At 59.4% G+C, this 25,439-nt stretch carries 25 protein-coding genes; 7 read left to right on the top strand and 18 right to left on the bottom strand.

Annotated elements, in window-relative coordinates; all coding sequences use genetic code 11:
* The first annotated feature begins 5 nt into the window (after positions 1-5).
* Positions 6-752, top strand: coding sequence for a substrate-binding periplasmic protein (locus H8S56_RS16455; protein ID WP_187519214.1), 747 nt, complete (start codon positions 6-8; stop codon positions 750-752).
* An 86-nt stretch (positions 753-838) separates the two neighbouring features.
* Here the strand turns inward: H8S56_RS16455 and gcvA are convergent, their stop codons facing one another.
* Positions 839-1,726, bottom strand: a complete 888-nt coding sequence (gene gcvA, locus H8S56_RS16450; protein ID WP_024686500.1) for a transcriptional regulator GcvA — start codon at positions 1,724-1,726, stop codon at positions 839-841.
* Between the two features lie 135 nt (positions 1,727-1,861).
* On the opposite strand from gcvA, the gene H8S56_RS16445 reads away from it, so the two are divergent.
* Positions 1,862-2,704, top strand: coding sequence for an EamA family transporter (locus H8S56_RS16445; RefSeq protein ID WP_024686499.1), 843 nt, complete (start codon positions 1,862-1,864; stop codon positions 2,702-2,704).
* Here H8S56_RS16445 and H8S56_RS16440 read toward each other — a convergent pair.
* The 9 genes from H8S56_RS16440 to urtA all read right to left on the bottom strand — a co-directional run bounded on the left by H8S56_RS16440 (position 2,701) and on the right by urtA (position 10,862).
* Positions 2,701-3,411, bottom strand: a complete 711-nt coding sequence (locus tag H8S56_RS16440) for a tRNA (adenine(22)-N(1))-methyltransferase (protein ID WP_024696169.1) — start codon at positions 3,409-3,411, stop codon at positions 2,701-2,703. The genes H8S56_RS16445 and H8S56_RS16440 overlap by 4 nt on opposite strands.
* 114 nt (positions 3,412-3,525) lie before the next feature.
* The gene (gene tspO, locus H8S56_RS16435; RefSeq protein WP_187519213.1) at positions 3,526-3,966 is read right to left on the bottom strand and encodes a tryptophan-rich sensory protein TspO; all 441 of its coding nucleotides are present in this window, start codon (positions 3,964-3,966) and stop codon (positions 3,526-3,528) included.
* Between the two features lie 264 nt (positions 3,967-4,230).
* Positions 4,231-4,578, bottom strand: coding sequence for an FmdB family zinc ribbon protein (locus H8S56_RS16430; protein WP_187519212.1), 348 nt, complete (start codon positions 4,576-4,578; stop codon positions 4,231-4,233).
* A gap of 79 nt (positions 4,579-4,657) precedes the next feature.
* Positions 4,658-5,887 carry a formamidase gene (gene fmdA, locus H8S56_RS16425; protein WP_024686495.1) on the bottom strand — a complete coding sequence of 410 codons (1,230 nt, stop codon included), beginning with the start codon at positions 5,885-5,887 and terminating at the stop codon, positions 4,658-4,660.
* Positions 5,888-5,971: 84 nt separating this feature from the next.
* The gene (gene urtE / locus H8S56_RS16420) at positions 5,972-6,661 is read right to left on the bottom strand and encodes an urea ABC transporter ATP-binding subunit UrtE (protein WP_024686494.1); all 690 of its coding nucleotides are present in this window, start codon (positions 6,659-6,661) and stop codon (positions 5,972-5,974) included.
* A 10-nt stretch (positions 6,662-6,671) separates the two neighbouring features.
* Complete coding sequence (gene urtD, locus H8S56_RS16415; protein ID WP_187519211.1) at positions 6,672-7,433, bottom strand: urea ABC transporter ATP-binding protein UrtD; 762 nt, start codon at positions 7,431-7,433, stop codon at positions 6,672-6,674.
* Complete coding sequence (urtC, locus tag H8S56_RS16410; RefSeq protein WP_187519210.1) at positions 7,430-8,593, bottom strand: urea ABC transporter permease subunit UrtC; 1,164 nt, start codon at positions 8,591-8,593, stop codon at positions 7,430-7,432. Before urtC ends, urtD begins: the two co-directional genes overlap by 4 nt.
* Positions 8,594-8,603: 10 nt before the next feature.
* A complete protein-coding gene (gene urtB, locus H8S56_RS16405) occupies positions 8,604-9,521 on the bottom strand; it encodes an urea ABC transporter permease subunit UrtB (RefSeq protein ID WP_187519209.1) in 918 nt (305 codons plus the stop codon).
* Positions 9,522-9,617: 96 nt separating this feature from the next.
* Positions 9,618-10,862, bottom strand: coding sequence for an urea ABC transporter substrate-binding protein (gene urtA, locus H8S56_RS16400; protein WP_187519208.1), 1,245 nt, complete (start codon positions 10,860-10,862; stop codon positions 9,618-9,620).
* 572 nt (positions 10,863-11,434) lie between these two features.
* Between urtA and H8S56_RS16395 the strand changes: the two genes are divergently transcribed.
* Entirely contained in the window at positions 11,435-14,836 is a 3,402-nt protein-coding gene (locus H8S56_RS16395) for an ATP-binding protein (protein ID WP_024686489.1), read from the top strand.
* Positions 14,811-15,482 (top strand): response regulator, encoded by a 672-nt coding sequence (locus H8S56_RS16390; RefSeq protein ID WP_024686488.1) that lies wholly within the window; start codon positions 14,811-14,813, stop codon positions 15,480-15,482. Before H8S56_RS16395 ends, H8S56_RS16390 begins: the two co-directional genes overlap by 26 nt.
* Positions 15,483-15,509: 27 nt before the next feature.
* On the opposite strand, the gene H8S56_RS16385 is transcribed toward H8S56_RS16390, so the two are convergent.
* The 5 genes from H8S56_RS16385 to H8S56_RS16370 all read right to left on the bottom strand — a co-directional run bounded on the left by H8S56_RS16385 (position 15,510) and on the right by H8S56_RS16370 (position 18,982).
* Positions 15,510-15,956 (bottom strand): GNAT family N-acetyltransferase, encoded by a 447-nt coding sequence (locus H8S56_RS16385; protein ID WP_024686487.1) that lies wholly within the window; start codon positions 15,954-15,956, stop codon positions 15,510-15,512.
* An 11-nt stretch (positions 15,957-15,967) separates the two neighbouring features.
* Entirely contained in the window at positions 15,968-16,750 is a 783-nt protein-coding gene (locus tag H8S56_RS16380; protein ID WP_187519207.1) for a hypothetical protein, read from the bottom strand.
* 54 nt (positions 16,751-16,804) lie between these two features.
* Complete coding sequence (locus tag H8S56_RS24715) at positions 16,805-17,083, bottom strand: hypothetical protein (RefSeq protein ID WP_328803412.1); 279 nt, start codon at positions 17,081-17,083, stop codon at positions 16,805-16,807.
* A gap of 42 nt (positions 17,084-17,125) precedes the next feature.
* Positions 17,126-17,818 carry a hypothetical protein gene (locus H8S56_RS16375; RefSeq protein WP_328803411.1) on the bottom strand — a complete coding sequence of 231 codons (693 nt, stop codon included), beginning with the start codon at positions 17,816-17,818 and terminating at the stop codon, positions 17,126-17,128.
* 168 nt (positions 17,819-17,986) lie between these two features.
* Entirely contained in the window at positions 17,987-18,982 is a 996-nt protein-coding gene (locus tag H8S56_RS16370; RefSeq protein WP_187519206.1) for a hypothetical protein, read from the bottom strand.
* A 101-nt stretch (positions 18,983-19,083) separates the two neighbouring features.
* Here H8S56_RS16370 and H8S56_RS16365 point away from each other — a divergent pair, with 101 nt between their 5' ends.
* The gene (locus H8S56_RS16365; RefSeq protein WP_187519205.1) at positions 19,084-21,036 is read left to right on the top strand and encodes a WD40 repeat domain-containing protein; all 1,953 of its coding nucleotides are present in this window, start codon (positions 19,084-19,086) and stop codon (positions 21,034-21,036) included.
* A gap of 13 nt (positions 21,037-21,049) precedes the next feature.
* Here the strand turns inward: H8S56_RS16365 and H8S56_RS16360 are convergent, their stop codons facing one another.
* The gene (locus tag H8S56_RS16360; RefSeq protein WP_318533401.1) at positions 21,050-21,334 is read right to left on the bottom strand and encodes a hypothetical protein; all 285 of its coding nucleotides are present in this window, start codon (positions 21,332-21,334) and stop codon (positions 21,050-21,052) included.
* Positions 21,335-21,642: 308 nt separating this feature from the next.
* On the opposite strand from H8S56_RS16360, the gene H8S56_RS16355 reads away from it, so the two are divergent.
* Entirely contained in the window at positions 21,643-22,584 is a 942-nt protein-coding gene (locus H8S56_RS16355; protein WP_187519203.1) for an alpha/beta fold hydrolase, read from the top strand.
* 57 nt (positions 22,585-22,641) lie between these two features.
* On the opposite strand, the gene H8S56_RS16350 is transcribed toward H8S56_RS16355, so the two are convergent.
* Positions 22,642-23,847, bottom strand: coding sequence for an MFS transporter (locus H8S56_RS16350; protein WP_187519202.1), 1,206 nt, complete (start codon positions 23,845-23,847; stop codon positions 22,642-22,644).
* Positions 23,848-23,957: 110 nt separating this feature from the next.
* Here H8S56_RS16350 and H8S56_RS16345 point away from each other — a divergent pair, with 110 nt between their 5' ends.
* Positions 23,958-24,590, top strand: a complete 633-nt coding sequence (locus tag H8S56_RS16345; protein ID WP_024686479.1) for a TetR/AcrR family transcriptional regulator — start codon at positions 23,958-23,960, stop codon at positions 24,588-24,590.
* On the opposite strand, the gene H8S56_RS16340 is transcribed toward H8S56_RS16345, so the two are convergent.
* A complete protein-coding gene (locus H8S56_RS16340; protein WP_187519201.1) occupies positions 24,587-25,237 on the bottom strand; it encodes a DUF4214 domain-containing protein in 651 nt (216 codons plus the stop codon). The two genes, H8S56_RS16345 and H8S56_RS16340, sit on opposite strands and share 4 nt — an antisense overlap.
* Positions 25,238-25,439: the final 202 nt, after the last annotated feature.

The following is a 25,439-nucleotide window of genomic DNA, read 5'->3' as shown; positions in this document are numbered from 1 at the left end:
ACCCTGTGAACCACTCGACATTAACTGCAGTGCTGTTGTGTCTGTTGCTCGGCGAACCTGCCAGGGCGGAGCGTTATCAGATCGTCACGGAAGAATGGGCGCCCTACAACTATGAGGAGAATAACCAGCTCACCGGCATGACCACGGAAATCGTCAGAGCCATCATGGCGGTCACCGGGGATGAGTTCAACATTGTGATGTTGCCCAGCATGCGGGCGAGCCATACCTTGAAGAGCCGACCCAAAACCATTCTGTACTCGATGTTTCGAACGCCAGAGCGCGAGCACCTGTACAAATGGGTTGGCCCCATCGCGGAAGAGTCCATATACCCTTATCAACTGGCATCGGCACCGCCGATCACCTCTCTTGAGCAACTGCTGCACGCACCGCAGATCACGACGCGGCATGCTGGCCTGCTACCCGACATGCTGCAGTCGCTGGGTTTTAAAAACCTCGACAAGAGTGCGACTGAAAGTGTTCAGCTTTATCGAATGCTGCTCAATGGGCGCACCTCTATCATCATTGGCGATACCGATGCGGGAGTGGTGTACCGCAGCCGACAACTGAACATCGCTCCCGGCACCTTGCGACAGATACCCATCGCGCTTTATCGCTCATCGCTGTATATCGCTTTCAGTCAGGACTGTGACGACGCAGTGGTCGCTTCCTGGGCCAAGGCATTGGAGACGCTGCGCGAGTCGGGAGAACTGGAGCGCATTCAACGCAAGTACGAGCGCCAACCAGACGCGTAGCCGTTGCAAGAAGGCCTTTCCCCGAGCCATGGGCATGGATTTTTCGGGGGCAGTTATCTGCGGGGCTGATGTCACTCGGCTAAAGCTTATCCACCGCCCTGCCCTTCAAGCCATGAGCAGAACAGTTGTACCGTTTCATCGGCCAGCTTCTGGTCCGGGACATAGGCGCAGTAACTGCGTGACGTGAGGCGAGGCCCGGTAAATGGCGTGACCAGCCGGCCAGCCTGCAAGTCGCTGGCCACCAATGCCGTGGGTCCCATTGCGATGCCGAGCCCATCGATGGCTGCTTGCAAGGTCAGGTAAAAATGGTCGAATACCACGCCCGCAGCTGGCTGCAAGGCTGGCACCTCGGCACTGGCGAGCCAGTCAGGCCAAAGTCTGGGCAGACTGGAGGTATGCAGCAACGTGTGCTGCTCCAGATCCTGGGCCACCCGAAGCGGCAGCCTCTCCAGCAACGCCGGGCTGCACACCGGTAACCGGTCTTCACGAAGGAACGTTCGGGTCGAGTAGCCATAGAGCGTGTCCGGCCCACCACGAATGATAATGTCGTAGGGATCCCTCAGGCTTTCAACCGCTTTGTTGGAGGTGTGCACCTGCACATCAATGCCGGGATGACTGGCGCGAAAGGCTTCAAGCCTAGGGACCAGCCAGCGCAGGGTGAAGGTCGCCAGCGCGTTCACCAGCAGTGTGCGAGGGGCAGGATCAGGCAAGCCGAACCGCGCCGTTGCCAGCACGATGCGCTCAAGCAAAGGGCCGATTTCAGTCAGATAAGCCTTGGCTGCCGGGGTCAGTATGACCCGACGATTATGCCGGTCGAACAGCGACGCGCCGAGCCAGTTTTCCAGCAGGCGCACGCTTTGGCTGATCGCTCCAGACGTGACATGCAACTCGGCGGCAGCCTGTTTGAAGCTGCCCAGACGACCGGCCGCCTCAAAAGCGCGCAAGGCATTGAGCGGGGGCAGTTCTCGCTTCATTCGCAATAGCCATTCTAATGTGAGCAGCCAATTTATCTGGTTTGTCAGCGAGGTCCAAGATAGATATTTTGCTGATCAGCGAGTCAATGCCGCTGCATCTGGCGGCTCCCCTGCACGGCTTACCGGAAAAAAATCATGTTCAGTTACGCTGGTGGCCTCGTTCTTCTCGCAGCTGTGCTTCACGCAGGCTGGAACGCCATGCTGCATGGCAACCGCGACCGCCACTTGTCCATGGCCTGGATGGGCCTTGTGATCGCAACGGTGGCCACCGTCGCCGTCATGGTCCTGCCGCTGCCTGCCGCCCAAGCCTGGCCCTACATTATCGCGTCTGGTCTGGTGCATTTCGTCTACACGCTCAGCCTGGTGCGTTCATACCGGCGCGGTGATCTGGCGGTGGCCTATGCGATTGCCCGGGGCTCATCACCGCTGTTGGTCACGCTCGGCGCGGCCGTATTCGCACACGAAGGCATCAGTGCCGTGCACGCCTTGGGAATCGGCCTGATATCGGGCGGCATACTTACCCTCGCCCTCCTCGATCGCCATGTGTCCCGCGCCGATGTGCTGACCGCGCTGGCAACGGGTGTGCTGATCGCGCTGTATACCGTGATAGACGGCATTGGCGTGAGGCAATCCGGAGGCCAGGCGCTGGCCTACACAGCCTGGATGTTTTTGTTCTACTGGACGATGCCGATGCTGTTTGTGGCAAGCCGTGGACTCAACGCGCTGGTGACGTCACTGCGCACCCATCCAGCTGCCGTCGGTTCGTCGGTGCTGGGCGGTCTGGTGTCCATCGCAGCCTACGGCATCGTGATCTGGGCGATGCAGTCGGGCGCGATGGGCGGCGTGTCGGCATTGCGTGAGACCAGTGTGGTGTTTGCAGCGCTTATCGGCAGGCTGTTTCTGGGCCAGGCCATGAGCGCTCGACGCTGGGCCGTCTGCACACTGGTCGCAGCGGGCGCGGTGTGTCTTGGGCTTTAGTCAGCCCCGCAAGCATTCGCCAGCACGCGGGTGATCCACTGGATCTGCTGGCCGATGTCGTGCAGTTTGTCCTCAGGCACCGCCTGCGCTCGGGCGAAGTTGTTCAGGGTTTTCTGACGCTGACTCAGTCTGCGCTGCCACTTGGCCAGAAACGCCGGGCTGCGCTCTTCAAGCAGTAGCGGACCGAAATACAGCGCTTCTGCGCTGTACGCCACCGGGCCAGTGCGTTCGGCCACAATAATCTCGTAGTCAAAACGGTTCTCGCGCAGGACTTCCTCGCCGACAATTCGATAATCGTTGTCCATCAGCCATTGGCGCAGGGGCTGCTCGCCCCCGTTTGGCTGCATGATCAGCCTCGCCAGGCCGCTCAGATGCGCCCTGCCACTGTCGAGAATGTCGCGAATCGTCTCGCCGCCCATGCCGCAGAGGGTGATGGCGGTGATCTCGTCGCCAGGCTCGATAGCAGCGAGCCCATCAGCCAGACGGACGACAATTGCGTTCTCAAAACCGTTTTCCCGCACCACGCGTTGGGCCGAGTGAAACGGCGTCAACGCCACCTCACCTGCCACCGCTGCAGCAATGGCACCTCGGCGCATCAGCGCCACGGGCAGGTAGCCATGGTCAGAACCGATATCGGCCAGACGCGCGCCAACGGGCACATGTGCCGCCACACGCTCCAGACGCATGGACAATAGATGTTCGTTCAACCACAGCCCCTTTCATTCAGAACGTCCGGCACCGAAGCCGGATCGGGGCGCGATTCTGTCGGGCTGTGGCGTATTTATCAATGCTCTGCGCGCCCAGATCTGCCTTGGGTCGCCTCAACGATTGTTGCGCAGGATCGAGAAATTCAGCGCAGCGGCCACACAGAGCCAGACAAGATAGGGAAACAGAATCAGGCCGGTGATCACATCCAGTCGCAACGCCATCACCACCATCGTGGCCACCACCGCCCACAGCACCGAGATGATCACCATCCCGGCAAACGGCTTTTGCGCACCAAAGAACACCGGCGTCCACAGTGTATTCAACGCAATCTGCGCAGCCCACAGCGCCAGTAATTCCTGGCTGCCGGGGATCAGGCTCAGACGGTAGCCTGCCCAGGCGAGTAGCAGATAGATGATCGTCCACGCGACCGGAAACGCCCAGTTCGGCGGCGTGAAACCGGGTTTGGTCAGCGATTCGTACCATTGGCCGGGCTTGAAAATGATGCCAGTGCTGGCGGCGGCGGCGCAGGCCAGGAGAAAAATGAAAAAGGTCATCGTCGTTCCTTGAGAGGGATAGTGGTCTGGCGCTTACCCTTCAATGACTCCCTTGCGGTGTCAGAAATTCAATGCGTCGGTGAGGTTTGTTATGTGGCGCAGTAAACACCTGGCCGTGGGGAGGCGGTTTACCCGCGATGAACGATGACGCGATTTTCCCGAGATACCGCGTCTACTGCATCGCCGGAAAGCCGCCTCCCACAATAGGTTGTTGCAATCAGACAGTTATAAGTCAGGCGATAGCCCGGAACTCAAAACCGGCACTCAATGACTGATCATCCACGGCCGCCCCGCCGCCTTGCCTTTCAGCGCATGCGGATTCGCCTTGGTCGGGACCGGTCGGGTCGTGGGACCGCAGCAACTGCACCCGCTCGGGTGGCCGCGGCTTTCCTTGTATTGATCGAGCGTTTTCGGTTCATGAGCACTTCGCTCGTTGCGGGCGATGGCTCTGCGGGTGTTGCCCGCCATGGTGCTCAGGCCCGGTGCCGACAGGATCACGCGCATGCTGGACGCGCCGCACTCGGGACACTCACAGGGCAGCGCGCTTTCGGCCATGGGCCGCAGTGACGTGAAGTCGCCGCAGTGCGGGCAGTCGTACTCGTACATGGGCATGCTGAATTCCTCTGAATTGAAATCGACAACGTGCAAATGGACGCCGCTCGTCTTTCACGAGCGGTGCGTCCTGCACAGTCTATTTGTCCTGAGCGATCGGCAAATCGACAGTGCCGTCGATGAACTTCGTCGGACCATTGGCGTTCGGGTTGATATCGAACTTGAAGATCTCCGTCGGCAGCCACAGCGTCGCGCAGGCGTTGGGCACGTCCACCACGCCGCTGATGTGACCCTGCACAGGTGCTGAGCCGAGCAGCGAATAGCCCTGCGCCGGGGAGTAGCCGAACTTGGTCATGTAGTTGATCGCGTTCAGGCACGCTTGGCGGTACGCGACGTTGACGTCCAGGTAATGCTGCTGGCCCGCTTCATCGACCGAGATGCCTTCAAAGATCAGGTAGTTGTTGTAGTTCGGCACGATAGGGCTGGGTTTGAAGACCGGGTTCTTGATCCCGTACTTGGCCATGCCACCCTTGATCAACTCGACACGCATGTGCACCCAGCCGGCCATTTCGATGGCACCGCAGAAGGTGATTTCGCCGTCGCCCTGACTGAAGTGCAAGTCACCGACCGACAGCCCCGCGCCGTCGACATAAACAGGGAAGAACACTTTCGAACCACGGGACAGGTCCTTGATGTCGCAGTTGCCGCCGTGCTCGCGGGGCGGAACCGTGCGTGCGCCAGTCGCAGCTGCCAGATCACGGGCCGGCCCCTTGAGTTTGCCCAGATGCGCGGTCCCGGCAAACGGTGGACAGGCCAGTACCGGGACTCGATCAGGGTCGGTGTCGATCAGTTCCTGCTCGCGGCGGTTCCACTCGGCGAGCATCTTGTGATCTGGGAGGCAGCCAATCAGGCCAGGGTGGATCAGCCCGGCGAACTCGACACCGGGGATGTGCCGCGAGCTGGTCATCATGCCTTTGAAATCCCAGATGGATTTCTGCGCCAACGGGAAGTGCTCGGTCAGGAAGCCACCGCCGTTCTGCTTGGAAAAAAAGCCGTTGAAGCCCCACTGCGAATCCGCACGGGCACCGATATCGAGCAGGTCCACCACCAGCAGATCGCCGGGTTCGGCGCCGTGTACGCCCACAGGACCGGACAGGTAGTGAACGGTGGTCAGGTCCACATCACGCACGTCACTGGCATCGTCGTCGTTCTTGATCGCGCCAGCAGTCCAGTCGTAGGTTTCGAGGATGAAGTCGTCACCCGGCTTGACCCAGCAGGCCATCGGAATGTCCGGGTGCCAGCGGTTGTGGATCTGCTCGTTCTCGGTGACGGGCTGGTTCAGGTCGACTTTGATCAGGGTTTCGGTCATAGCGGTTCTCCTGCGGGCTCGGGTCAGTTCGATAAGGATGTAAGGTCACTGCGGATAAAAGGTTCAAAAGCTCTGAATCAGGGGCTAGACCGACAGGTAGCGGCTGATCGTCGCTTCATCGACGTTGGCACGGGCCTCCTCGACCACGAAGCGGCCCTTCTCGATCACCAGGAATCGGTCGGCGATTTCCAGGGTGAACGACAGCACCTGCTCGGAGACCACGATGGTCAGGTTGCGCAGGCTGCGGATCTCTTTAAGCGTGCGGGCGATGTCCTTGATGATCGACGGCTGAATCCCTTCAGTGGGCTCGTCGAGCAATAGCACTTTGGGGTTGGTCGCCAGCGCACGGGCGATTGCCAGTTGCTGTTGCTGCCCGCCGGACAGGTTGCCGCCACGACGGGCGCGCATGTCGAACAGCACCGGGAACAGTGCGTACAGGTCCTCCGGCACCTTGCCGTTGGCTGACGCGGGCAGTCCGGTCTGGATGTTTTCCAGCACGCTCATTGACGGAAAGATCATGCGGCCCTGCGGTACGTAGGCCATGCCGTGTTCGACCCTTGAATGGGTTTCCATCGCGGACACGTCAACGCCGTCCACCTGCACCTGCCCGCCCCATTGCGGCAGGATGCCCATCAGGCTCTTGAACAGCGTGGTCTTGCCCATGCCGTTACGGCCCATGACGGCGACGATTTCCTGTTTCTCGACGTTGAGGTCCAGGTCATGAAGAATCTGGCTCTGGCCATAGCCACAGCTCAGCTGTTGAATCGTGAACATGCTGTGCTCCTCAATGACCCAGATAGACTTCGATGACTTTCGGGTTCTTCTGCACCGACTCCATGCTGCCTTCGGCCAGCACCTTGCCCTGATGCAGCACCGTGACCTTGTGGGCGATGCTCTTGACGAATTCCATGTCGTGCTCAATCACCAGCACCGATCGGCCTTGGCTGATGCGGTTCAACAGATCAGCCGTCTGCGCACGCTCGCTGACGCTCATCCCGGCCACCGGCTCGTCGAGCATCAGCAGCTCCGGGTCCTGCATCAGCAACATGCCGATTTCCAGCCACTGCTTCTGACCGTGGGACAAAAGCCCGGCCTGCTGCTCCAGCAGATCACCGAGAAAAATGTCGGCAGACACCTGCCGGACCCGCTCCAATACGTCGCCGGAGCGCCTGAAGAACAACGCGCCGAACACACTGCGTCCCGCTGGGAATGACATTTCCAGATTCTCGAACACGCTCAGGTTGTCGTAGATCGACGGGGTCTGGAATTTGCGCCCTACGCCTGCACGCACGATGTCGTACTCGTTCATTCGGGTCAGTTCGCGGTCCTTGAACTGGATGCTGCCGCCAGTGGCGCGGGTCTTGCCGCAAATCAGATCGAGAACGGTGGTCTTGCCTGCGCCGTTGGGGCCGATCACCACGCGCACCTCGTTGCGGTCGATGTACAGGTTGAGATCATCGACCGCCTTGAAGCCGTCGAACGACACGGTCAGCCCTTCGATGGCCAGCACCGGTTTGTTCATCTGGAAGCCTGTCGGGCTGCTCATGGCTGGGTCTCCAACGGGCGGGTGGGTTGTTTTTCAGTCGTCAACGACGTGGGCACCTTGCTCACTGGTGCTGGCCTGGGCGCGAATCTGCCCAGCCATTTTCGACCGTGGCTCTCCCACAGACCGGCCAGGCCGTTGGGGAAGTACATGACCACCGCGATGAACAGGCCGCCCATGAGGTACAACCACAGTTCCGGGAAAGACTCGGAAAAATAGGTCTTGCCGTAATTCACCAGCAGCGAGCCGTACACCGCGCCCAGCAGCGACATGCGTCCCCCGACCGCCGCGAAGATAACCATCTCGATGGACGGCACGATGCCGACGAACGAGGGCGACATGAAACCTACCTGCAACGCGAACATCGCCCCGCCGATCGCGGAGAATCCGGCAGCCACGCAGTAGACGAACACCTTGAACGCCGCCACGTCATAGCCCGAAAAGCGCACACGCTCTTCCTTGTCGCGCATGGCCATCAGCAGTCGACCGAGCTTGGAATAAAGAATGAATTTGCCGATCAGGATGCAGACGAACAGCAGCGCGGCGTTGATGAAGTACAGCGCCAGCTTCGCGCCGTCGCCGCGAATGTCCCAGCCGAGCAAGGTCTTGAGGTCAGTGATGCCATTGACGCCACCGGTCAGGCCTTGCTGGCCGATGATCAACACAGTCAGAATCAGCGCGATGGCCTGGGTCACGATGGAAAAATACACATCGCCCACCCGCCGCCGAAACAGCGCGGCACCGATGATCAGCGCGAGGATGACCGGCACCAGCACCACGGCGATCACCGTGAACGTAAAGCTGTGGAACGGCACCCAGAGCCACGGCAGTTCAGTGATCTGGTTCCAGTCCATGAAATCCGGGATGCCGGGAGTCGACTGGATTTTGGTGCTCTCGGGGTCCGATGCTTCCAGCTTCAGGAACATCGCCATGCAGTAACCGCCCAAGCCAAAAAACACCCCCTGCCCCAGGCTGAGAATGCCGCCATAACCCCAGCACAGCACCAGGCCAACCGCGACAAAGGCATAGGTCAGGTACTTGCCGACCATGTTCAGGCGAAAGGCATCCAGAGTCAGTGGAAACACCACCAGAATCAGAGCGGCGAGGATCAGCAGGCCGATCACGCCTTGGCGGCCACCGAGCATTTTGTTGAGTGCGTTCATCGTTCGGCCTCTATTTGCGGACTTTGCTGGAAAACAGGCCTTGCGGGCGCATCAGCAGGATCAGGATCACGGCCGACAAGGTCAGTACCTTGGCCATCGAGCCACTCATGAAGAACTCGGAAATCGATTGCGCTTGGGCAATCGCAAACGCCGAAGCGATGGTGCCGAACAGGCTTTGCGCACCGCCAAAGACCACCACCAGAAAGGTGTCGACGATGTACAACGAGCCCGCCGTAGGTCCCGTGGAACCAATGGTGGTAAAGGCAGCACCCGCGACGCCCGCCACGCCGCAACCCAGCGCAAAGGTCATGCGGTCAACCTGGCGGGTATTGATGCCGACCGCGCGGCTCATGATGCGGTTCTGCACCGTGGCGCGAACGTGCAGGCCCCAGCGGGTGCGGTACAACATAAGGAAGATGCCGCTGGTCATCAGGATGCTGAGGCCCATGACGAACAGGCCGTTGCGGGGAATTTCGATGGCATCGGTCAGGTTCACGGCGCCCATCAGCCATTCCGGCGGCGTGGCGCTGACTTCCCGCGCACCGAAGATCGAACGAAACGCTTGCTGCATGACCAGTGACAGCCCCCAGGTCGCCAGCAGGGTGTCGAGCGGCCGATGGTAGAGGCGGCTGATCATCACCCGCTCCACTACCCAGCCAATCGCACCGGCCACCACGAACGACAGCGCGATAGCGAAGAAAAAGTAGTACGGCTGCATCCACGGCAGATAGGTCTGCACCAGGGTCGAGAGCACGTACGTGGTGTAGGCGCCAATAGTGAGAAACTCACCATGGGCCATGTTGATCACGCCCATCTGGCCAAAGATGATCGCAAGCCCCAGGGCCATCAACAGCAGCACGCAGAATACGGACAGGCCGTTGAACCCCTGCATGGCCGCGATGGCACCAAATTCCGATAGCCATTCCATGATGGTGGTCTCCAGGGTGAATGACGGGGTCGCGAGGCTGTCGGCTTGACACCGCAGACAGCCCCGCTCCGGTAAACAGCGCTCAGGCAGCCGCTGTTACTGGTAACCCTTGGGGAAAGGATTGGGCTCGATCAGGTCTGACTCGTAGATCACCTTGAACTGACCGTCGGCCTGGACTTCGCCGATCCGGGTCTTGCTCCACAAGTGATGGTTCTCGTGAACTTTGACGTAGCCTTCCGGCGCGGTTTTCAGCTCGATACCTGGCGAAGCTGCGACCACTTTGTCAACGTCGAAACTGCCCGCTTTCTCGACAGCGGCCTTCCACAACCAAGGCCCAAGGTACGCGGCCTGAGTCACGTCACCCATGACCGAATCCTTGCCGTACTTGGCCTTGAAGGCTTCCACGAAGGCCTTGTTGTTCGGGTTGTCGAGGCTTTGGAAGTACTTCATCGAGGCATAGAAGCCCTGCATGTTTTCACCGCCGATGCCCAACAGCTCATCCTCGGTCACCGACAGGGTCAGCAGGTTCTGTTTGGCCGAAGTCACGCCTGCGGCCTTGAGCTGCTTATAGAACGCGACGTTCGAGCCGCCCACCACGGCGGCGAATACCACGTCGGGTTTCTTCAACTTGACCTTGTTGATCAGCGAACCGAACTGGGTGTTACCCAGCGGGTAGTAGTCTTCGCCGACTACAGTGCCGTGCAGGACATTCTCAATGTGCTTGCGGGCGATCTTCATGGAGGTCCGCGGCCAGATGTAATCCGAGCCGATCAGGTAGAAGGTCTTGGCGCCCTTCTCCCTGGCAATCCAGTCGAGGCTTGCCAGGATCTGCTGGGTGGCTTCCTGGCCGGTGTAAATCACGTTCTTCGACTGTTCCAGCCCTTCGTAAAAGGTCGGGTAGTACAACAGGCCATTTTCCTTCTCGAACACCGGCAACACGGCTTTACGCGAGGCCGAAGTCCAGCAGCCGAACACGGCGGCGACCTTGTCACCCACCAACAGCTTCTTGGCCTTTTCGGCAAAGGTCGGCCAGTCAGACGCACCGTCTTCCTGGACGATCTTGATCTGCCGCCCGAGGATGCCGCCCGAGGCATTGATCTGGTCGATGGCCAGCCGCTCGGCCTGGATCGAGCCGGTCTCGGAGATCGCCATGGTGCCGGTGGCCGAGTGCAACTGGCCGACCGTCACTTGCGTGGCCGTCACAGCAAGTCCCGTGGTGTTTGCCTCATCGGCCAGGGTGGCCTGGCTGAACACACTGGCGGCAATCAGCGAGAGCGCTGCCGCACCCAACGCCAGGCGTCGGGGAAAAAAGCGTATGGGGCCTGTCAGTCGTGAATCCATGTTCCCGCTCCTGTGCTGGTGAGTCGCGGCAAGACCGGTTAAAGCCGTCGCGAGTTGCGAGCAAGCATGAGCGTGACGCTGAAAACGAGGTATACGCAGCATGACGTATCGGCATACGTCATTTGACGTAGGGCACACGGACACGATCGGGCGCATGATTGCGCCGGTGAGCGTGTTGCTGAATGCAATCTGCTGAAGAAACACTGTTTTTTTGTGCGAGGCGGCTTGCTGGTGAAGGCGTCAGGCCAGTGACTGAACCCTCGCAGGCAAAAATGCATCGCCGACAAGCCGCCTCACACGGTCATTGCACCTGCAGCAAGAACGCGCGGTGCCGGACGTAGAGGCCATCCGATCCGTCAGCCGTTCGACCGGGCAAGTGGGCGTGTCCACGACGGCTCACCGGCAGGCAGAAAATCGCGTGCAGTACAGCGTTACTCCCACGGTATTGCATTCATTCGGCGACAGTTGCTTCTCACCTTGTACCACCCGACAGGCACAGAAGTTGCTGCCCGCATTCACGTCGGCAACGTACAGGGATTTGCGTGAGTCATTAATCCTCAGGAATCCACTCAGTGCGCCCTTCTGGCTCTCAACGCATCATCAAAGTGCGCCGCGATTACAACCGGTTGGTCGCCGACGAGACCATGGAAGACTACGCCCTGCGTTTTACGCCGAAATCGTTTCGAAAATGGTCGGAATTCCGCATCGCCAACACCGCCGTGGGTGCCGTATCGTTTCTGGCGCTGGAAGCCATTGGCGGCGCACTGGTGATGAGTTACGGCTTCACCAACACCTTGTGGGCGATCATCGCCATGGCCGTGGTGATTTTCCTCACCGGCCTGCCCATCAGCTACTACGCCGCCCGTTATGGCGTGGACATGGACCTGCTGACCCGAGGCGCAGGGTTCGGCTACATCGGCTCAACCATCACCTCGCTGATCTACGCCAGCTTCACCTTCCTGTTCTTCGCCCTGGAAGCGGCGATCATGGCGCTGGCGCTGGAGCTGTATTTCCACATTCCGCTGGCACTGGCGTATGTCATCTGCTCGATCATCGTCATTCCGCTCGTGGCCTATGGCATCACCCTGATCAGCCGACTGCAAATGTGGTCACAACCCTTGTGGCTGACGCTCCTGATCGTGCCCTATGTGTTCGTGATCTGGAAAAATCCTGAAGCCCTGTCGGATCTCACCTCGTTTGCCGGCCGCGAAGGTGAAGGCGGCACGTTCAACCTGCTCCTGTTCGGCGCGGCCTTCAGCGTGGCGCTTTCACTGGTGACGCAGATCGGCGAGCAGGTCGACTACCTGCGCTTCCTGCCGGAAAAAACCCGCCGCAACCGCAAACGCTGGTGGGCGGCGCTGCTGATGGCCGGACCTGGCTGGGTGATTCCCGGCGGGCTGAAGATCATGGCGGGGGCGTTTCTGGCCTTTCTTGCCCTGCAACACCAAGTGCCCATCGAACGTGCTGCCGAGCCGACACAGATGTACCTGGTAGCCTTCAACTACGTGTTCCTGTCACCGGAGTGGGCGCTGGCGGCCATGGTGCTGTTCGTGATCATTTCCCAAATCAAAATCAACATGACTAACGCCTACGCCGGGTCACTGGCCTGGTCCAACTTCTTCGCCCGCGTCACCCACAGTCATCCCGGCCGGGTGATCTGGCTGGTGTTTAACGTCGCCATCGCCCTGATCCTGATGGAGCTGGGTGTGTTCGACGCCATTGAGGAAGTGCTCGGCCTGTACGCCAACGTGGCCATCGCCTGGATAGGCGCGCTAGTGGCCGATCTGGTGATCAACAAGCCACTAGGCCTGTCGCCCAAACACATCGAGTTCAAGCGCGCGCACCTTTACGACATCAATCCGGTCGGCGTGGGTGCGATGTTCATCGCGTCACTGTTATCGATCTGCGCCCATTTCGGTGCGCTGGGCGAACTGGCCAGAGCCGCGCCGCCGCTGATCTCCCTGACCACCGCATTGATCGCCGCGCCACTGATCGCCTGGCTGACCAACGGCCGCTATTACCTGGCGCGTGACAGCGACCCGGTTCTTCTCTTCCCGGCCGGTCGCCAGGCCAGCCTGCACTGCGGCGTCTGCAGTAACGCCTTCGAATCCCCGGACATGGCCTGGTGCCCGGCCTACGGCTCGCCGATCTGCTCGTTGTGCTGCTCGCTGGATGCGCGCTGCGGTGACCAGTGCAAGAGCCGCTCGCGGCTGTCCATGCAGTTCGAAGACCTGGTGGGACGCCTGTTGCCTCGCCTGCCACGTCGCTACCTGCACACGCGACTCATGCAGTATCTGGGCTTGCTCAGCGTACTGGTCCTCGGTCTGTCGGGCGCGCTGGCATTGATCTACAGCCAGGTGTCACACGGCCTCACCGATCAATCGCCGCAAGCGCATCACACGCTGATGCTGGCCTTTCTCAAGGCTTTCCTCACCTGTTGCGTCTTCGCCGGCGTGCTGGCCTGGTGGGTGGTGCTGACCCGAGAGAGCCGCCGCGTAGCGCTGGAAGAATCCGAACGCCAGACCGCCCTGCTGATGCAGGAAATCGAAGCCCACCACAAGACCGATCAGGCCTTGCAGGAGGCCAAGGAAGCGTCGGAAGCCGCCAACGCCGCGAAGAGCCGCTATGTCACCGGGCTGTCCCACGAGTTGCGCACGCCGTTGAACAGTATTCTTGGCTTCACCCAGATTCTGCAACGCGACGCAGCCACCCCAGGCAAGCACCTGGACTCGCTGGCGACCATCATGCGCAGCAGCTCACACCTGCTGTCCTTGATCGACGGCCTGCTCGACGTGGCCAAGATCGAGGCGGGCAAACTGCGTCTGGAACCCTCGGAAATTCTGTTCCGGGAATTCCTCGACGACCTGCGAAAGATGTTCACCGGACCCGCGCAGGACAAGGGCTTGACGCTGCGCATGGAGCTGCTCGGGCGCATGCCGGACGTGGTGCGTGGCGATGAAAAGCGCGTGCGCCAGATCCTGATCAACCTGCTGGGCAATGCGATCAACTTCACCGACAGCGGCGAAGTCTGTCTGCGGGTCAGCTATCGCCTGGAAACGGCCATTTTCGACATTATCGACACCGGCATCGGCATCGCCCCGGAACAGCTCGAGCGGATCTTTCAGCCCTTCGAGCGCGGCGGACTGGTGCGTCAGGACAACGGTGTCGGCCTTGGCCTGACCATCACCCGCATGCTCACTGCCTTGATGGGCGGCGCGCTGTCGGTCACCAGCCAGCCGGATGAAGGCACGCGCTTTCAGGTTCGGCTGTTCCTCTCGGAAGTCCGGGTGCCCAAGGCGGTCGTGGCCGTGGACCATGACCTCATCGGCTACGAAGGACCACGGCGGCTGATTCTGGTGGTGGACGATCACATCGAACACCGAAAGGTTATCAGCGGCATGCTCACGCCCCTTGGCTTCGACGTCGCCCAGGCGGCCAACGGGCAGGAAGCGGTGAGGCAGGTTTCACTGCTGCATCCGGACCTGATCCTGATGGACCTTTCAATGCCCGACATGGACGGCTGGGCCGCCAGCCGCCTGATCCGCCGCAACGCCCTGTCTCAGGCGCCGATCATCGTGCTGTCGGCCAACGCCAGCGGATTGGCCGACGATAAAGAGCGCAACCTGCACGTGTGCAATGACTATCTGCCCAAGCCTGTGCATTTGCAGCATCTGCTGGACCGCCTGCAACATCACCTGCATCTGACCTGGCAGCGTCGCACGCAAAGCGCCCCGACGCCTGCGCCGTCTGCACGGGCGCTGCCTACGCGGGTCGACCTGGAAGAACTTTACGAGCTGTGTGGCCTGGGCTATGTCCGTGGCATTCAGCAAAAGCTCGATGCAATCGAGCAGGACGGCGCAGGCAGTAGCGACTTCGTCGCCGAATTGCGCACCCTGGCCTCAGGCTTTCGCCTGGATGAACTCAGCCACCAACTGAAGGAGGCGCTCCATGGACGCAATGACCCAAGCCGCTGAAAAAGGCATCATCCTGATCGTCGACGACGTGCCCGATAACCTGGCGCTGCTTTCCGATGCGCTGGACGAAGCGGGCTACATGGTGCTTGTCGCGCTAGACGGCCAAAGCGCGCTGACCCGCATCCAGCGCCGCCGACCCGATCTGATCCTGCTCGACGCCATGATGCCGGGCATGAACGGATTCGAAACCTGCCGGCAGATCAAGGCACAACCCGACACCGCCAACATCCCCGTGCTGTTCATGACCGCCCTGACCGACAGCGAACACGTGGTGCAAGGCTTCGAAGCAGGCGCCATCGATTACGTCACCAAACCGATCCAGTGCACCGAAGTCCTGGCCCGCGTCGCCTCCCACCTACGCACCGCACGCATCCTGCAATCGGCACGCAACGCCTCACAACCCGCCAGCTTCGACGACAAGCCTGCCTACGGAAAGCTCTCCAGCCGGTTCCAGTTGACCGAACGTGAAATCGAAGTCCTGCGCTGGGTGTCGTGCGGCAAGACCAACAAAGACATCGCCAACATCCTGCAACTCAGCCCTCGCACGGTGAACAAGCATCTGGAACATATCTATATAAAACTGGGAGTCGAGACACGCACGGCGGCGACGTCGGTGGTGTTGGGGGTTATGGCGGGTGGGTGTTAGCGTGCCAGGGTGCGAAGTCGCAATGGATCATGCCTTGCCAAGAGGCATGATATGCGTTGCATGCTCATCAACCAATCTGTGGAAACCACACCGTAGATAAAACGAATTGCCTTCGACCGTATCGGTGGATAGCCGTAGTACACGAAAATGCAGAGCAGCTTGAGCCACCAGCCTTTCCACCAGTGCCCGCCCCACGCCTTGCCCTCTTGCCGAGGGTGCAATGTAAACCCTGCGCAACCTGCCTGTTCCATTCTGCGCAAAGGGATCGACCGAAACCCCTCCAATACCAACCAGGCAGTTGCCCAGAAAGACAGCCATAAGGCACTCTCCCGGCGCGTCGAAACGATTCACTCCGCTGCTCCACTCGTTAATCAAGCGCGTGAGAAACCTGAATCCCTCGCCGACTGATAGCTTTTCCAGCATCAGGACCTGTGGCGGAAGTTGTGTGATGTGTCGAATCTGGACCTGTGTCATGACGCCCCTATTCACTCCACATACCGCAACCACAAATACGTCTTACCGCAAATGGCCTTGGTCACAACAGAAACCCACGCCGGACGGTTCTCGTCAGTAACGTTGTACAGCGCACATAAATCGTTTGCGACGGTGTGGGCTTCAGCGAGATCGAGAGGCTCTTCACGCAAAAAGCCGAGATAAGCCGCACCGACCCCGATCAACTCATAGCCATGCGTTCGAGAAAAATGCAGCGCCACGGCAAAGTTTTGCGCGGGGTCAAGGTCGCTGGCGAAGTAGCCATTGGGAAATGCAGCGAGGGCCTCACAGGACTGCCCGACTGGAACCAGCATGGCCGAGAGGGGCTGGTCGAGCAACGATACCGGGTTTTGCTGATAATCAACCCACTCCTGCACGGCGTGTTCATCAAGGGTCAGGCCATGGTTGCAAGCATCCTGAAACGAGACAGCCGAAGCCAGTTTCATGAAGTTGCGAAGGCAGAGGGGAAACTCGGCCTTGGTGGTGGGATAGCCCAGGTATTTACCGTTTTCGAAACACTCGGGCGGCAGACTGGCGATGTCTTCTTCGGTGACATCGTCCAGTCCAAGATTATTGCGCGCATGCCCCGACGTGTAGCGGGCCTGAGGATAATCGTCCAGCGAGAACAACGGCTTAAAACGGGGATGATCGGCCGCGAGTTTTCGATAGGCACCGACGAGGTCATCCAGGCTGGAAATCGCGCTCAGGCTGTACTCGTCACAGGTGCCGATAGCCGGATTTTCAAGCCTTCCGGTACCGTGAAACTGAATATCCATGATGACTGCATGCTCCAATTTTGACTGTCTGTTTTCGGGCACCCTGCAACCGAATTATCTTTTTAAGGGATTGGATTCAATCCAGCCGCGTATCGCTATGCGCAGGCACGTCCAGGCGATGACACTGATGATCAGCACTTCGACGAAGCCGGCCAGCATATGAAATGAAAAAGCCAGTGGCTGTTCATTCCAATAGTAAATCGTCGGACGCGTTCGCAAGCCTGTGACACGCAACCGCCCGGAAAACAGAGAAGACACCAGTTGGAAAACGTTAGTCAGCTCCAGCACGGCGAAAAAGATCCCCAACAGAGCGCTTATCGCGCGAGCGGGCATGCCGATTTTTTGGGTCGACTCAAGCGGGGACGCGGGCTCTTGTCATGGACGTTGCTTCACACTCTTTCCGGCGCTGACTTTGGCAGGGGCTGGAGCAGGCTTATCAATCCCTGCTGAACCACTCGACGAATCAATGACGACTTCGGTGGGCACTGCCACGTTCAGATAGTCGGCCAACTGACTGAGTAACAGGTCCGTACGCTTGCTTCCAGGTACGATCGGAACACTGCTGGTCGTCAAACGATGCTCGGTGCCATCGCGCATGACCAGCCACAGCTGAGTGTAGATCGGCTTGCTCTGCGCGTGGCGGCGAAGCTCAAGGTAGTTGGGGGTATCGATTCTAAAGACCGCTTGCACGCGTTCACGGCGTCCAAAGAAGTTTCGGGTACGACGCCTGCCTTCTCCCTCAAGTCGCGATAAGAGCAACGTCTCGCGCAAGCCGGTGTAAACCATAATCACCAGGCCAAGGGCTGCTAACAGCAGTATCCCGAGCACCATCAGAAGCGCGTTCAATGGACCCACGTCAACCAGCGGCGATCCTCCATTGATGGTCACGCACACGATGAATACCACCGGTGCGGCAATGGCGATGGGGCCTAACAGCAGCGCTATTGCGTCCTGCAGTAGGTTGCGAGTGTGAATGTGCAGATCACCCTGCGCGGTACGCTCGAACCGATATCCAATCAACATGCCGTCCACCCGATAGGCCGCGCCTGAAATCACTGTAACGGCCATGACAAGTGACTTTACGCCTCAGGGCAGGATCCTGTTAACGCAAGGAAGAATACCTGATGTCAGTGATACCGCGTCACCAGATAGCGTAGGGTTTAGCGGTGCCTGTCGCGGTCTTTAGCAGCACTGAAAAAATCGCGCTCGTAGCGCTCAAGACCCTGCCGTTTTGCCTCATGGCGTCACGATATTCCCCAATGAACGTAAGCCGTCCTGGCTGTTCGGGCGTATCCCCAGTACCTCACCCGAAACACGCTGCAAAACCGAATGGTCGGCCTCGATGGGCGTTCCCGTACGGCGATCCAGGGCCGACGTTTCCGCTGGCGGGCTGAACAGCAAAGCCTCGTGATATCGACGAACCTGAGTGCCGACAGGGTAGTGAACAGAGCCGAAATCAGTCTCACGGTTCAGTACGCCGTCCCATCCGAGCACATCACCATAAGGCTTGTTCAGGCGCATGCTCAGCCAGCGCAGTTCCAGCCCGAAAAGTGAGGTCGATGTGTCACCGGCCCTCACCTCCCAACCGTCACCCTCAGTGGAAAACACCTTCACAGGTCCCGGCCAGACAATGCCACCCAACGTGCTGCCTGGCGCAAGCGTACAGCCATACAGATGCCACTCGGAGAGTTTGAAGTGGGCTCCGAACGGGAAGCGAAACTCGATTTCGCCCGGCTCACACTTCCAGCCTTGCAGGTCATTGACTGCCACGGCCTCGACCGTCGCCGAGCCGTGGTGTTGCCACAGTTCCAGGCGACGCACACTCAGCCCCAGAATGTCGCCTGGTGTGCGTTCGAAGTCAGCTTGCTTGAGGCTCTGCAGACCGTAGGGCACGGGATCGCCACTCAGGTCGTTGAACGGCTCCAGGTATTCGAGCCGGACCCGGGTGCCCGCTGGCAGCACCAGATCGCCCAGCACCTCGTCACGCTCAAGGCGCGGGTTGTGTGCACGCCAGTCTTGCCAATCAGTGATCTCGCTCCAGACGTAGGGCACGCTGGCGAACGCAAGGCCGACGACAATCAGACCGAAGCGCCAACGCCTTGCCAGCATGTAACGCCTGCAACGCGGAATCAGCAAAGCCAACACGCAGGCAATCAATAGCCCGAGCAAGACCTGGGAAAAGATGAAGATCAGGAAGCCGATCATCATGGCCAGCGGATTGATGGGGATCATGGACGCCCTTGTAAACCTCACGACAGACCCCGCAGAATAATCCGAGCGATGGCACTTCCCCAAGTTCCAGCACGCATCGAACGGTCAGGGAAGCAAAACACATGAAATGGGCAGGGCTTTGGAAGTATGTGTTCTGGGTTGCAGCGATCAGCCATAGCAGCTTCAGCAACGCCGTGACCTTGCCACCGGGCTGGGACATCAGGCCGAGCACTGTGGAAGACATCGACAAAGGCCTGCCATCGGCTTTGCAGTCCTCAGAACTGGCCAATAACGGGCGTCGCCTTGCGGGCGTGAAAATGGTCGTTGCCCTGCCATTCAGCCAGGTGCTGCCAGTGGTTATCTCGGCGCTGGAGCCTCTGGGTCCATTGCGCGGTGAGACCGGTATGGACACGGTATCCAATATGGATGACGCGTGGGGTGCTGTGCTGTTGACGCGACGCCCGGACCTTGTGCATGACCTGGTTCGTCAATTCGATATGCCCAGGCTGCAGCAGTACGTTCGCGATGGGGCGCTGGCTGAATCGGAGATTGCGGAGCGTATTGAACGCATTGAACGTACCCTGCGCTTTCAGTCGGGCAGCCCGCGCATGGCCCTGTTGACCGAGCAGTACGCGTACTGGAACGGCAGCGCCAAACGCGAACACGGCGCAATGGGCCATAGCACCAGTATTGTCATTGCCCATGTGATCCAGCTTGATGCGGTATTCGGGCGCCCCGTGACTGCAGTCTATTTGACGCGCAATGACGACTATCCAAATCCTGACAGCGGGTTGATAAGCCAGGTACGCCGCCTGGCCGATTTGAATATTTTCAACCCGGGCCAGCCAAAGCGCCTGCAACGTAGCAGCGTGCCGGGGGAGCTGTTCAGCCCGGTCTTCGAGGCGTTGAGCACGCTGCCGAACGCGAACCTGGAACTTGGCGCGGACGCAGAGCGATGGCGCGCGCCACCCAGGCCAACGCCCTCGGTCAGCGAGCCGAAGCTCACCTTGCCGAACACCCAGGCCAGGGTGCTTGAGGCGAGAGCGGTTCTGCCCTTCAAGAACCCGGACGACTTTACCGTTCTGGCCGATGGCAGTGTCTTGCTCATCCGCAGTTATCCGCGCGCGCTGATGCACTGGTCGCCTGACGCCGGCGAGCCGCGCGAAATCTGGAAGCCGTCGCAATTCTTCACCAAGTGGCTGTTGTCGCGCGACGCGAGCGGGCAATCGGCGTACATGACCGAGGGCCCACTCGTCATGCGCTTCGACGCGAAGACACAGTCTCTGAACGCGCATCCCATGGTGTTCGACAAACCGGGCTTGCAGTACAACGCTTACATGGACTACTTCCCCGACGGCAATGGCGTGCCGTTGATCTATCGCCACCAATACCTTACCGATCACAATACGTTCGAGGTCTGGCAAGCCGTCGCACAACCGGCCGGGGATGGCACGCAGTGGAATTACACGTTGCGCTTTGCCTCTCCACGTCAGGAAATGATGAACTATTTCACCCGCGGCAATGGCCAGATCAAGCCTGTACGCTGGGACGGCACGCTGCCCACTGTATGGGTCGAAGACGCTTACGGGCTGTCCGAACTCGATGGTAAAACCGGCCGGGTACTGCGTGTGGTGAAGTTGCCGCGCCGCTTTGGCGAGGTGGACCCCGCCGATGATACCGGCATGGCACAGTGGACGCCGGAGCCGTTCGGCTCAGTCAAAGGCCGCTGGATCGCAGTCGGCTTTGTGCTGATGGAGGGAAAACGTCGCAATCCTGGCGTGCATGTCGTCGATGTCGCCAGTGGCAAGGTGCGGTATTCACTGACCCTGCCCGATCAGGACTCACTCGAAACGGCAGTTGGCTCACCTGACGGCCGCCTGCTGGCTCTCGCCACCGGAAGCCGCAAAAACGTAGCGGTGCTATGGAACCTGGAAAACGGTCGATCCCTCACGCTTCAATCCGGTGATGCAGGATGTCGGGATCTCGAACAGCTCCAATGGAGCCCGGATGGTTTGCGCTTGTGGGGGCGTTGCCAGAACGGCTTGATGACATGGGATATGCCTGCGACCTGGTAGACCGGCTCGCCAGTCAAGGCGTGCCGATCGGGTAGTGCTTGATACGGCACTCATAACTATGACCATCGCCTTTACACAGCCCATCCAGGTATCGGTAGTCAACGCGCACGGACTGACCTTTGGTGGGCCATTGTCGGCGTGGCAGCGTACGTTGGTAGTCTCGGGTTTCCGGCGTAAACGTCAGGGCAGACCCTTCTTCCGGGCATTCTACAGTCGACGACGCGGGACTGACCTTGAGGATCCGGGCCTGCAGTTGCGGGTACGGCTGTTTCAGCACCTCAGTGACACGCAGTTCCATGCGACAAATTTGCCACGTTGACGCATCCGCCTGCTCGCACAACACGAGCAAGGGCAAAGCCAATATCACCAAGCGTGTTGCGTGATTACTCATCACTCCTCCTGCCGGACATCCTGATACCCGAGGCACTCTCGGACCTGGACTCGTCGAATCATAGAGCGTTTTTCGAGAGACGACTGCGTCAGTCGCTCAGCGTGAGACAGCACAGATGAGGTTCGCACCAACATGTAACCTATAAATTAGTTTTGACAGGTTACACAAACACTCGTAACCTAAAAACCCACATTTAACGGTTACAAGGAATCATCATGACCTCTCCCCACTCAATCGCATCGCTCGGGCTCGCCGCCTCTCTGCTGGCTGGCGGTGCGCATTGCGCCGATTCAACCCACCCGGTTCATTACCGTTACGAGCAGGTAGGTGATGTAAAGGTGTTCTATCGTGAGGCAGGCAACCCCGACGCCCCTACGGTCCTGCTACTTCACGGTTTCGCCGCCTCATCGTTCATGTTTCGCGACCTGATCCCCGAACTGGCGGATCGTTATCACGTGATCGCACCGGACCTGCCGGCGTTTGGCTTCACCGAAGCGCCCGGGAAAAACGCATACAGCTACACCTTCAGCCAACTGGCGAAGACCATCGGCCAGTTCACCGAACAGCTCAAGCTCAATCACTATGCACTCATGGTCCACGACTATGGCGCGCCGGTCGGATGGCGCCTGGCCGTCGCCCATCCTGAGCGGGTGACAGCGATTATTTCCCAGAATGGCAATGCCTATGAGGAAGGACTTGGCGAAGGTTGGACGCCGATCCAGAAGTACTGGCGTGAGCCGACGCAACAGAACCGGGATGCTCTGAAGGACTTCCCGACACCGGCCTCGATCAAGTGGCAATACCTTGAAGGAGTCGCCGACAAGAGTTCGGTTTCGCCAGACGGTTACACGCTCGAAGGGCTTCAAGTATCGCGGCCTGGCAATGCGGACATTCAACTGGACCTCGTGCTGGATTACGCGTCGAACGTAGCGATGTACCCAACTTTCCAGGCGTACTTTCGCCAGTACCAACCGCCGTTGCTGGCGGTCTGGGGAAAGAACGATCCGTTCTTCCTTCCGGCCGGAGCGGAGGCCTGGAAGCGCGATATTCCCAAGGCGGACGTTCGCTTCTATGACACCGGACACTTCGCACTCGAAACCCACGGTAAGGAAATCATCCCTGTGATTCGTGAGTTTCTGGACAAGAACATTCACTGACAGTGACCGCTGGGGGATGTCGATGGCGATGGCAGGCAGCGCAATGCTGCCTGCCTATCAATGACCGGCGACCGTCTGGCTGGACTGCCGGACGCCTTGGGTAAACCCGTGCACGCGTGCTCGCGATGCAATGGCCAGACCACCCAGCAGCAACAACAGCAGGACCCATGGGAAGGAACCTGCCCCCCATTGGCCGAGCAAAACGCCGCCCATTATCCCACCGCCTGCGATAGCGCTGTTCCAGACAACCACATTCATCGACAGCGCAACGTCAGCGCCCTGCGCTGCCGAGTCCGCAAGGGCGGTTTGCAGCAGTGTCGCTGCGCCGCCAAACGTCAGGCCCCAGATGAAGACTCCGACGTAGATGGCCAAGGCAGACCCCGGAAACAGGCCAAAGAACACCGAAACCGCAGCGAAGGTTGCGAGACTGGCCAACACCGTCGCACGCAAATGACGATCAACCAGACGTCCAGTGACCCAGATGCCCGCCAGCGCGGCGACGCCAAACGCCAACAAAACCAGATCAACGTCATTCCCCAACCCGGCCTCGGAAACAAAAGGCGCGACGTAGGTATACAGAATGTTATGCGCCAGCATCCAGGTGAAAACGACGCCCAGCACCGAACGTACGCCAGGCATCAAGAACACCTGACGCAACGCCATGCGCTCTGACGAGGATTGGCCGGGGTAATCCGGCACCTTGATCACTACCCAGACGATCAGCACCAGCGTCATGGCGGACATCACTCCGAACGCCATACGCCAGCCCATTAGCCCACCCAGCCAGGTTCCTAACGGCACCCCGAGCGACAACGCGATGGGCGTTCCCACCATGGCTATCGCCATCGCACGGCCCTGCAGTCGGGGAACAACCATGCGTCGTGCATAGCCCGCGATAAGGCTCCAGGCCAGCCCAGCCGAGGCGCCAGCGAAGAATCTTGCGACCAGGGTCAACCCGTAATTGGAGGACAGCGCCGTGAGGGAATTGAAGACCAGAAAGCCGATGATCGGCAGCAGCAATACGGTTCTGCGACGCCAGCTTTGCGTGGCGATGGTCAGCGGAATGGCCGCCAGCAATGATCCCAATGCGTAAACCGTCACCATCTGCCCCGCAAACGACGGCGAGACCCCAAGGCCACTGCCGATCTCCGGCAGCAAACCTGCGGGTAATGTCTCGGTCACGATGCAGATAAAACCTGTCATCGCCAAGGCCAGTAATGCCCCAAACGGAAGCTTTGCGCTCTGTTTCTCATCTTTGGTCATTGGATGCTCTCCACTAATATACCGATCAGTACAAATATAGGGAGAAGATGGCAGGTGGTCAACGATTTATGTATCGATTAGTATTTAAGTACTTCTGAAGGAGATTCCACATGGCACAGATGGGACGCCCACGCACCTTTGACCGTGACGCGGCGATCACTCAGGCAATGCATTTATTCTGGGAGCACGGATACGACGCGACCTCCCTCAGCCAACTCAAGGCGAGCATGGGTGGCGGCATCACCGCGCCCAGCTTTTATGCCGCTTTTGGCTCCAAGCAAGCCCTGTTCAATGAGGTCATGGAGCGCTACCTCACCACCCATGGTCGAGTCACCGACAGTCTGTTTGATACGACCCTGCCGCCCAGAGAGGCAATAGAACTCACGCTCCGCCGGTCGGCAAAAATGCAATCCGAGCCCGATCATCCCAAGGGGTGTCTGGTGTCGCTGGGCCTGATGAGTGCGTGTTCCGACGAGAGCAAGGTCATATCTGAGCCTCTTGCACGGGCCAGAGAGAAGAATCGTGCGGGGCTGGTTGCCTGTGTAGAACGTGCCATTGAGGCAGGTGAATTGCCGGCGACAGTGGTGCCACAGGCCCTGGCTGCCGTATTCGACAGCTTCATGCTGGGCTTGTCGACACTGGCGCGCGACGGTGTTGCCCATGCGACGCTGGACGCTGCGGTAACCCACGTGATGGGAACATGGGACAACGTGTCCAGCGCACGCCTCTTCAACCCACTTTAAAATCCGTTATCAACAACCACGGGCTGACCCACCAACTGCAGAAAACCATCGACCGCATTGGCGCTCAATGCGGCGAACTCGGCAGACTCGGAAAAGCCGGTGACCACTTCCTGTCTGTTCAACACACCGTTTTCCAGTTGCGCGACCCACCAGTTCAGGCCGTCCGCGTCGGCTGTGCGGTTCAACACGTTCAGGTATAACTGGTCGACAAAGCCACTCGTGTTCAGCGTGCCATAGGTCTGGGAAAACTCGTTGCTGTTGATGAAGCTCGCGGCCACATCGTTGAACGGCATGCCTTGGTCCATTTGCTGATCCCAATAGCGAAACCCGCCCTCATCTGGAGACCTGTCGAACACCGCCATATAGAGACGCGCCAGTGCCTGATCGGAGGCATCGGGCAGCCATTGATCAGGGCGACTATAAGACGTCGATATTTCCTGGAAGGTGCCTGAACCTTCCAGGTCCCGATAAACAGTCGTTTCCAGCCAGCCGTCGTCGCGCTCCACATGCAACACGTCCGTGCCCGACAGCGTGTAGCTTTCATCCGGCTCGATCCGATCCGATTCCCACCGACCGTCATCGAATTCATAAACACGCTGGATCTGCCCCGACACAATGTCAAAGCGCTTCAATTCGGGTTGCGACATGGCTCATTTCCTGACGAATGACTGATGCCGTGCACGCTACGATTCGAAGCTTAAACAAAACTGAAACAGGCCATTCAAACAGTGCGTGCAGAAGACGTAAGCCTGGCGTGAAAAAGAGCGGGAACATATTAAGCTTGCGACACAACCCCACAAGGAGTGCACCCATGTTGCATACTCCACCCACGCATAGCGCTTAACCTTA

The organism is Pseudomonas triticifolii, from assembly GCF_014358015.1.
GTDB classification, from domain to species: domain Bacteria; phylum Pseudomonadota; class Gammaproteobacteria; order Pseudomonadales; family Pseudomonadaceae; genus Aquipseudomonas; species Aquipseudomonas triticifolii.
This window is presented reverse-complemented; position numbering and strand designations above follow the sequence as displayed.

Bases quoted from the DNA above. Each gene is read 5' to 3' on its own strand.
- gcvA (WP_024686500.1), bottom strand. From the start codon at position 1,726: ATGAAGCGAGAACTGCCCCCGCTCAATGCCTTGCGCGCTTTTGAGGCG.
- H8S56_RS16445 (WP_024686499.1), top strand. From the start codon at position 1,862: ATGTTCAGTTACGCTGGTGGCCTCGTTCTTCTCGCAGCTGTGCTTCAC.
- tspO (WP_187519213.1), bottom strand. From the start codon at position 3,966: ATGACCTTTTTCATTTTTCTCCTGGCCTGCGCCGCCGCCGCCAGCACT.
- H8S56_RS16430 (WP_187519212.1), bottom strand. From the start codon at position 4,578: ATGCCCATGTACGAGTACGACTGCCCGCACTGCGGCGACTTCACGTCA.
- fmdA (WP_024686495.1), bottom strand. From the start codon at position 5,887: ATGACCGAAACCCTGATCAAAGTCGACCTGAACCAGCCCGTCACCGAG.
- urtE (WP_024686494.1), bottom strand. From the start codon at position 6,661: ATGTTCACGATTCAACAGCTGAGCTGTGGCTATGGCCAGAGCCAGATT.
- urtD (WP_187519211.1), bottom strand. From the start codon at position 7,433: ATGAGCAGCCCGACAGGCTTCCAGATGAACAAACCGGTGCTGGCCATC.
- urtC (WP_187519210.1), bottom strand. From the start codon at position 8,593: ATGAACGCACTCAACAAAATGCTCGGTGGCCGCCAAGGCGTGATCGGC.
- urtB (WP_187519209.1), bottom strand. From the start codon at position 9,521: ATGGAATGGCTATCGGAATTTGGTGCCATCGCGGCCATGCAGGGGTTC.
- urtA (WP_187519208.1), bottom strand. From the start codon at position 10,862: ATGGATTCACGACTGACAGGCCCCATACGCTTTTTTCCCCGACGCCTG.
- H8S56_RS16390 (WP_024686488.1), top strand. From the start codon at position 14,811: ATGGACGCAATGACCCAAGCCGCTGAAAAAGGCATCATCCTGATCGTC.
- H8S56_RS16385 (WP_024686487.1), bottom strand. From the start codon at position 15,956: ATGACACAGGTCCAGATTCGACACATCACACAACTTCCGCCACAGGTC.
- H8S56_RS16380 (WP_187519207.1), bottom strand. From the start codon at position 16,750: ATGGATATTCAGTTTCACGGTACCGGAAGGCTTGAAAATCCGGCTATC.
- H8S56_RS24715 (WP_328803412.1), bottom strand. From the start codon at position 17,083: ATGCCCGCTCGCGCGATAAGCGCTCTGTTGGGGATCTTTTTCGCCGTG.
- H8S56_RS16375 (WP_328803411.1), bottom strand. From the start codon at position 17,818: ATGGCCGTTACAGTGATTTCAGGCGCGGCCTATCGGGTGGACGGCATG.
- H8S56_RS16370 (WP_187519206.1), bottom strand. From the start codon at position 18,982: ATGATCCCCATCAATCCGCTGGCCATGATGATCGGCTTCCTGATCTTC.
- H8S56_RS16365 (WP_187519205.1), top strand. From the start codon at position 19,084: ATGAAATGGGCAGGGCTTTGGAAGTATGTGTTCTGGGTTGCAGCGATC.
- H8S56_RS16360 (WP_318533401.1), bottom strand. From the start codon at position 21,334: ATGGAACTGCGTGTCACTGAGGTGCTGAAACAGCCGTACCCGCAACTG.
- H8S56_RS16355 (WP_187519203.1), top strand. From the start codon at position 21,643: ATGACCTCTCCCCACTCAATCGCATCGCTCGGGCTCGCCGCCTCTCTG.
- H8S56_RS16350 (WP_187519202.1), bottom strand. From the start codon at position 23,847: ATGACCAAAGATGAGAAACAGAGCGCAAAGCTTCCGTTTGGGGCATTA.
- H8S56_RS16345 (WP_024686479.1), top strand. From the start codon at position 23,958: ATGGCACAGATGGGACGCCCACGCACCTTTGACCGTGACGCGGCGATC.
- H8S56_RS16340 (WP_187519201.1), bottom strand. From the start codon at position 25,237: ATGTCGCAACCCGAATTGAAGCGCTTTGACATTGTGTCGGGGCAGATC.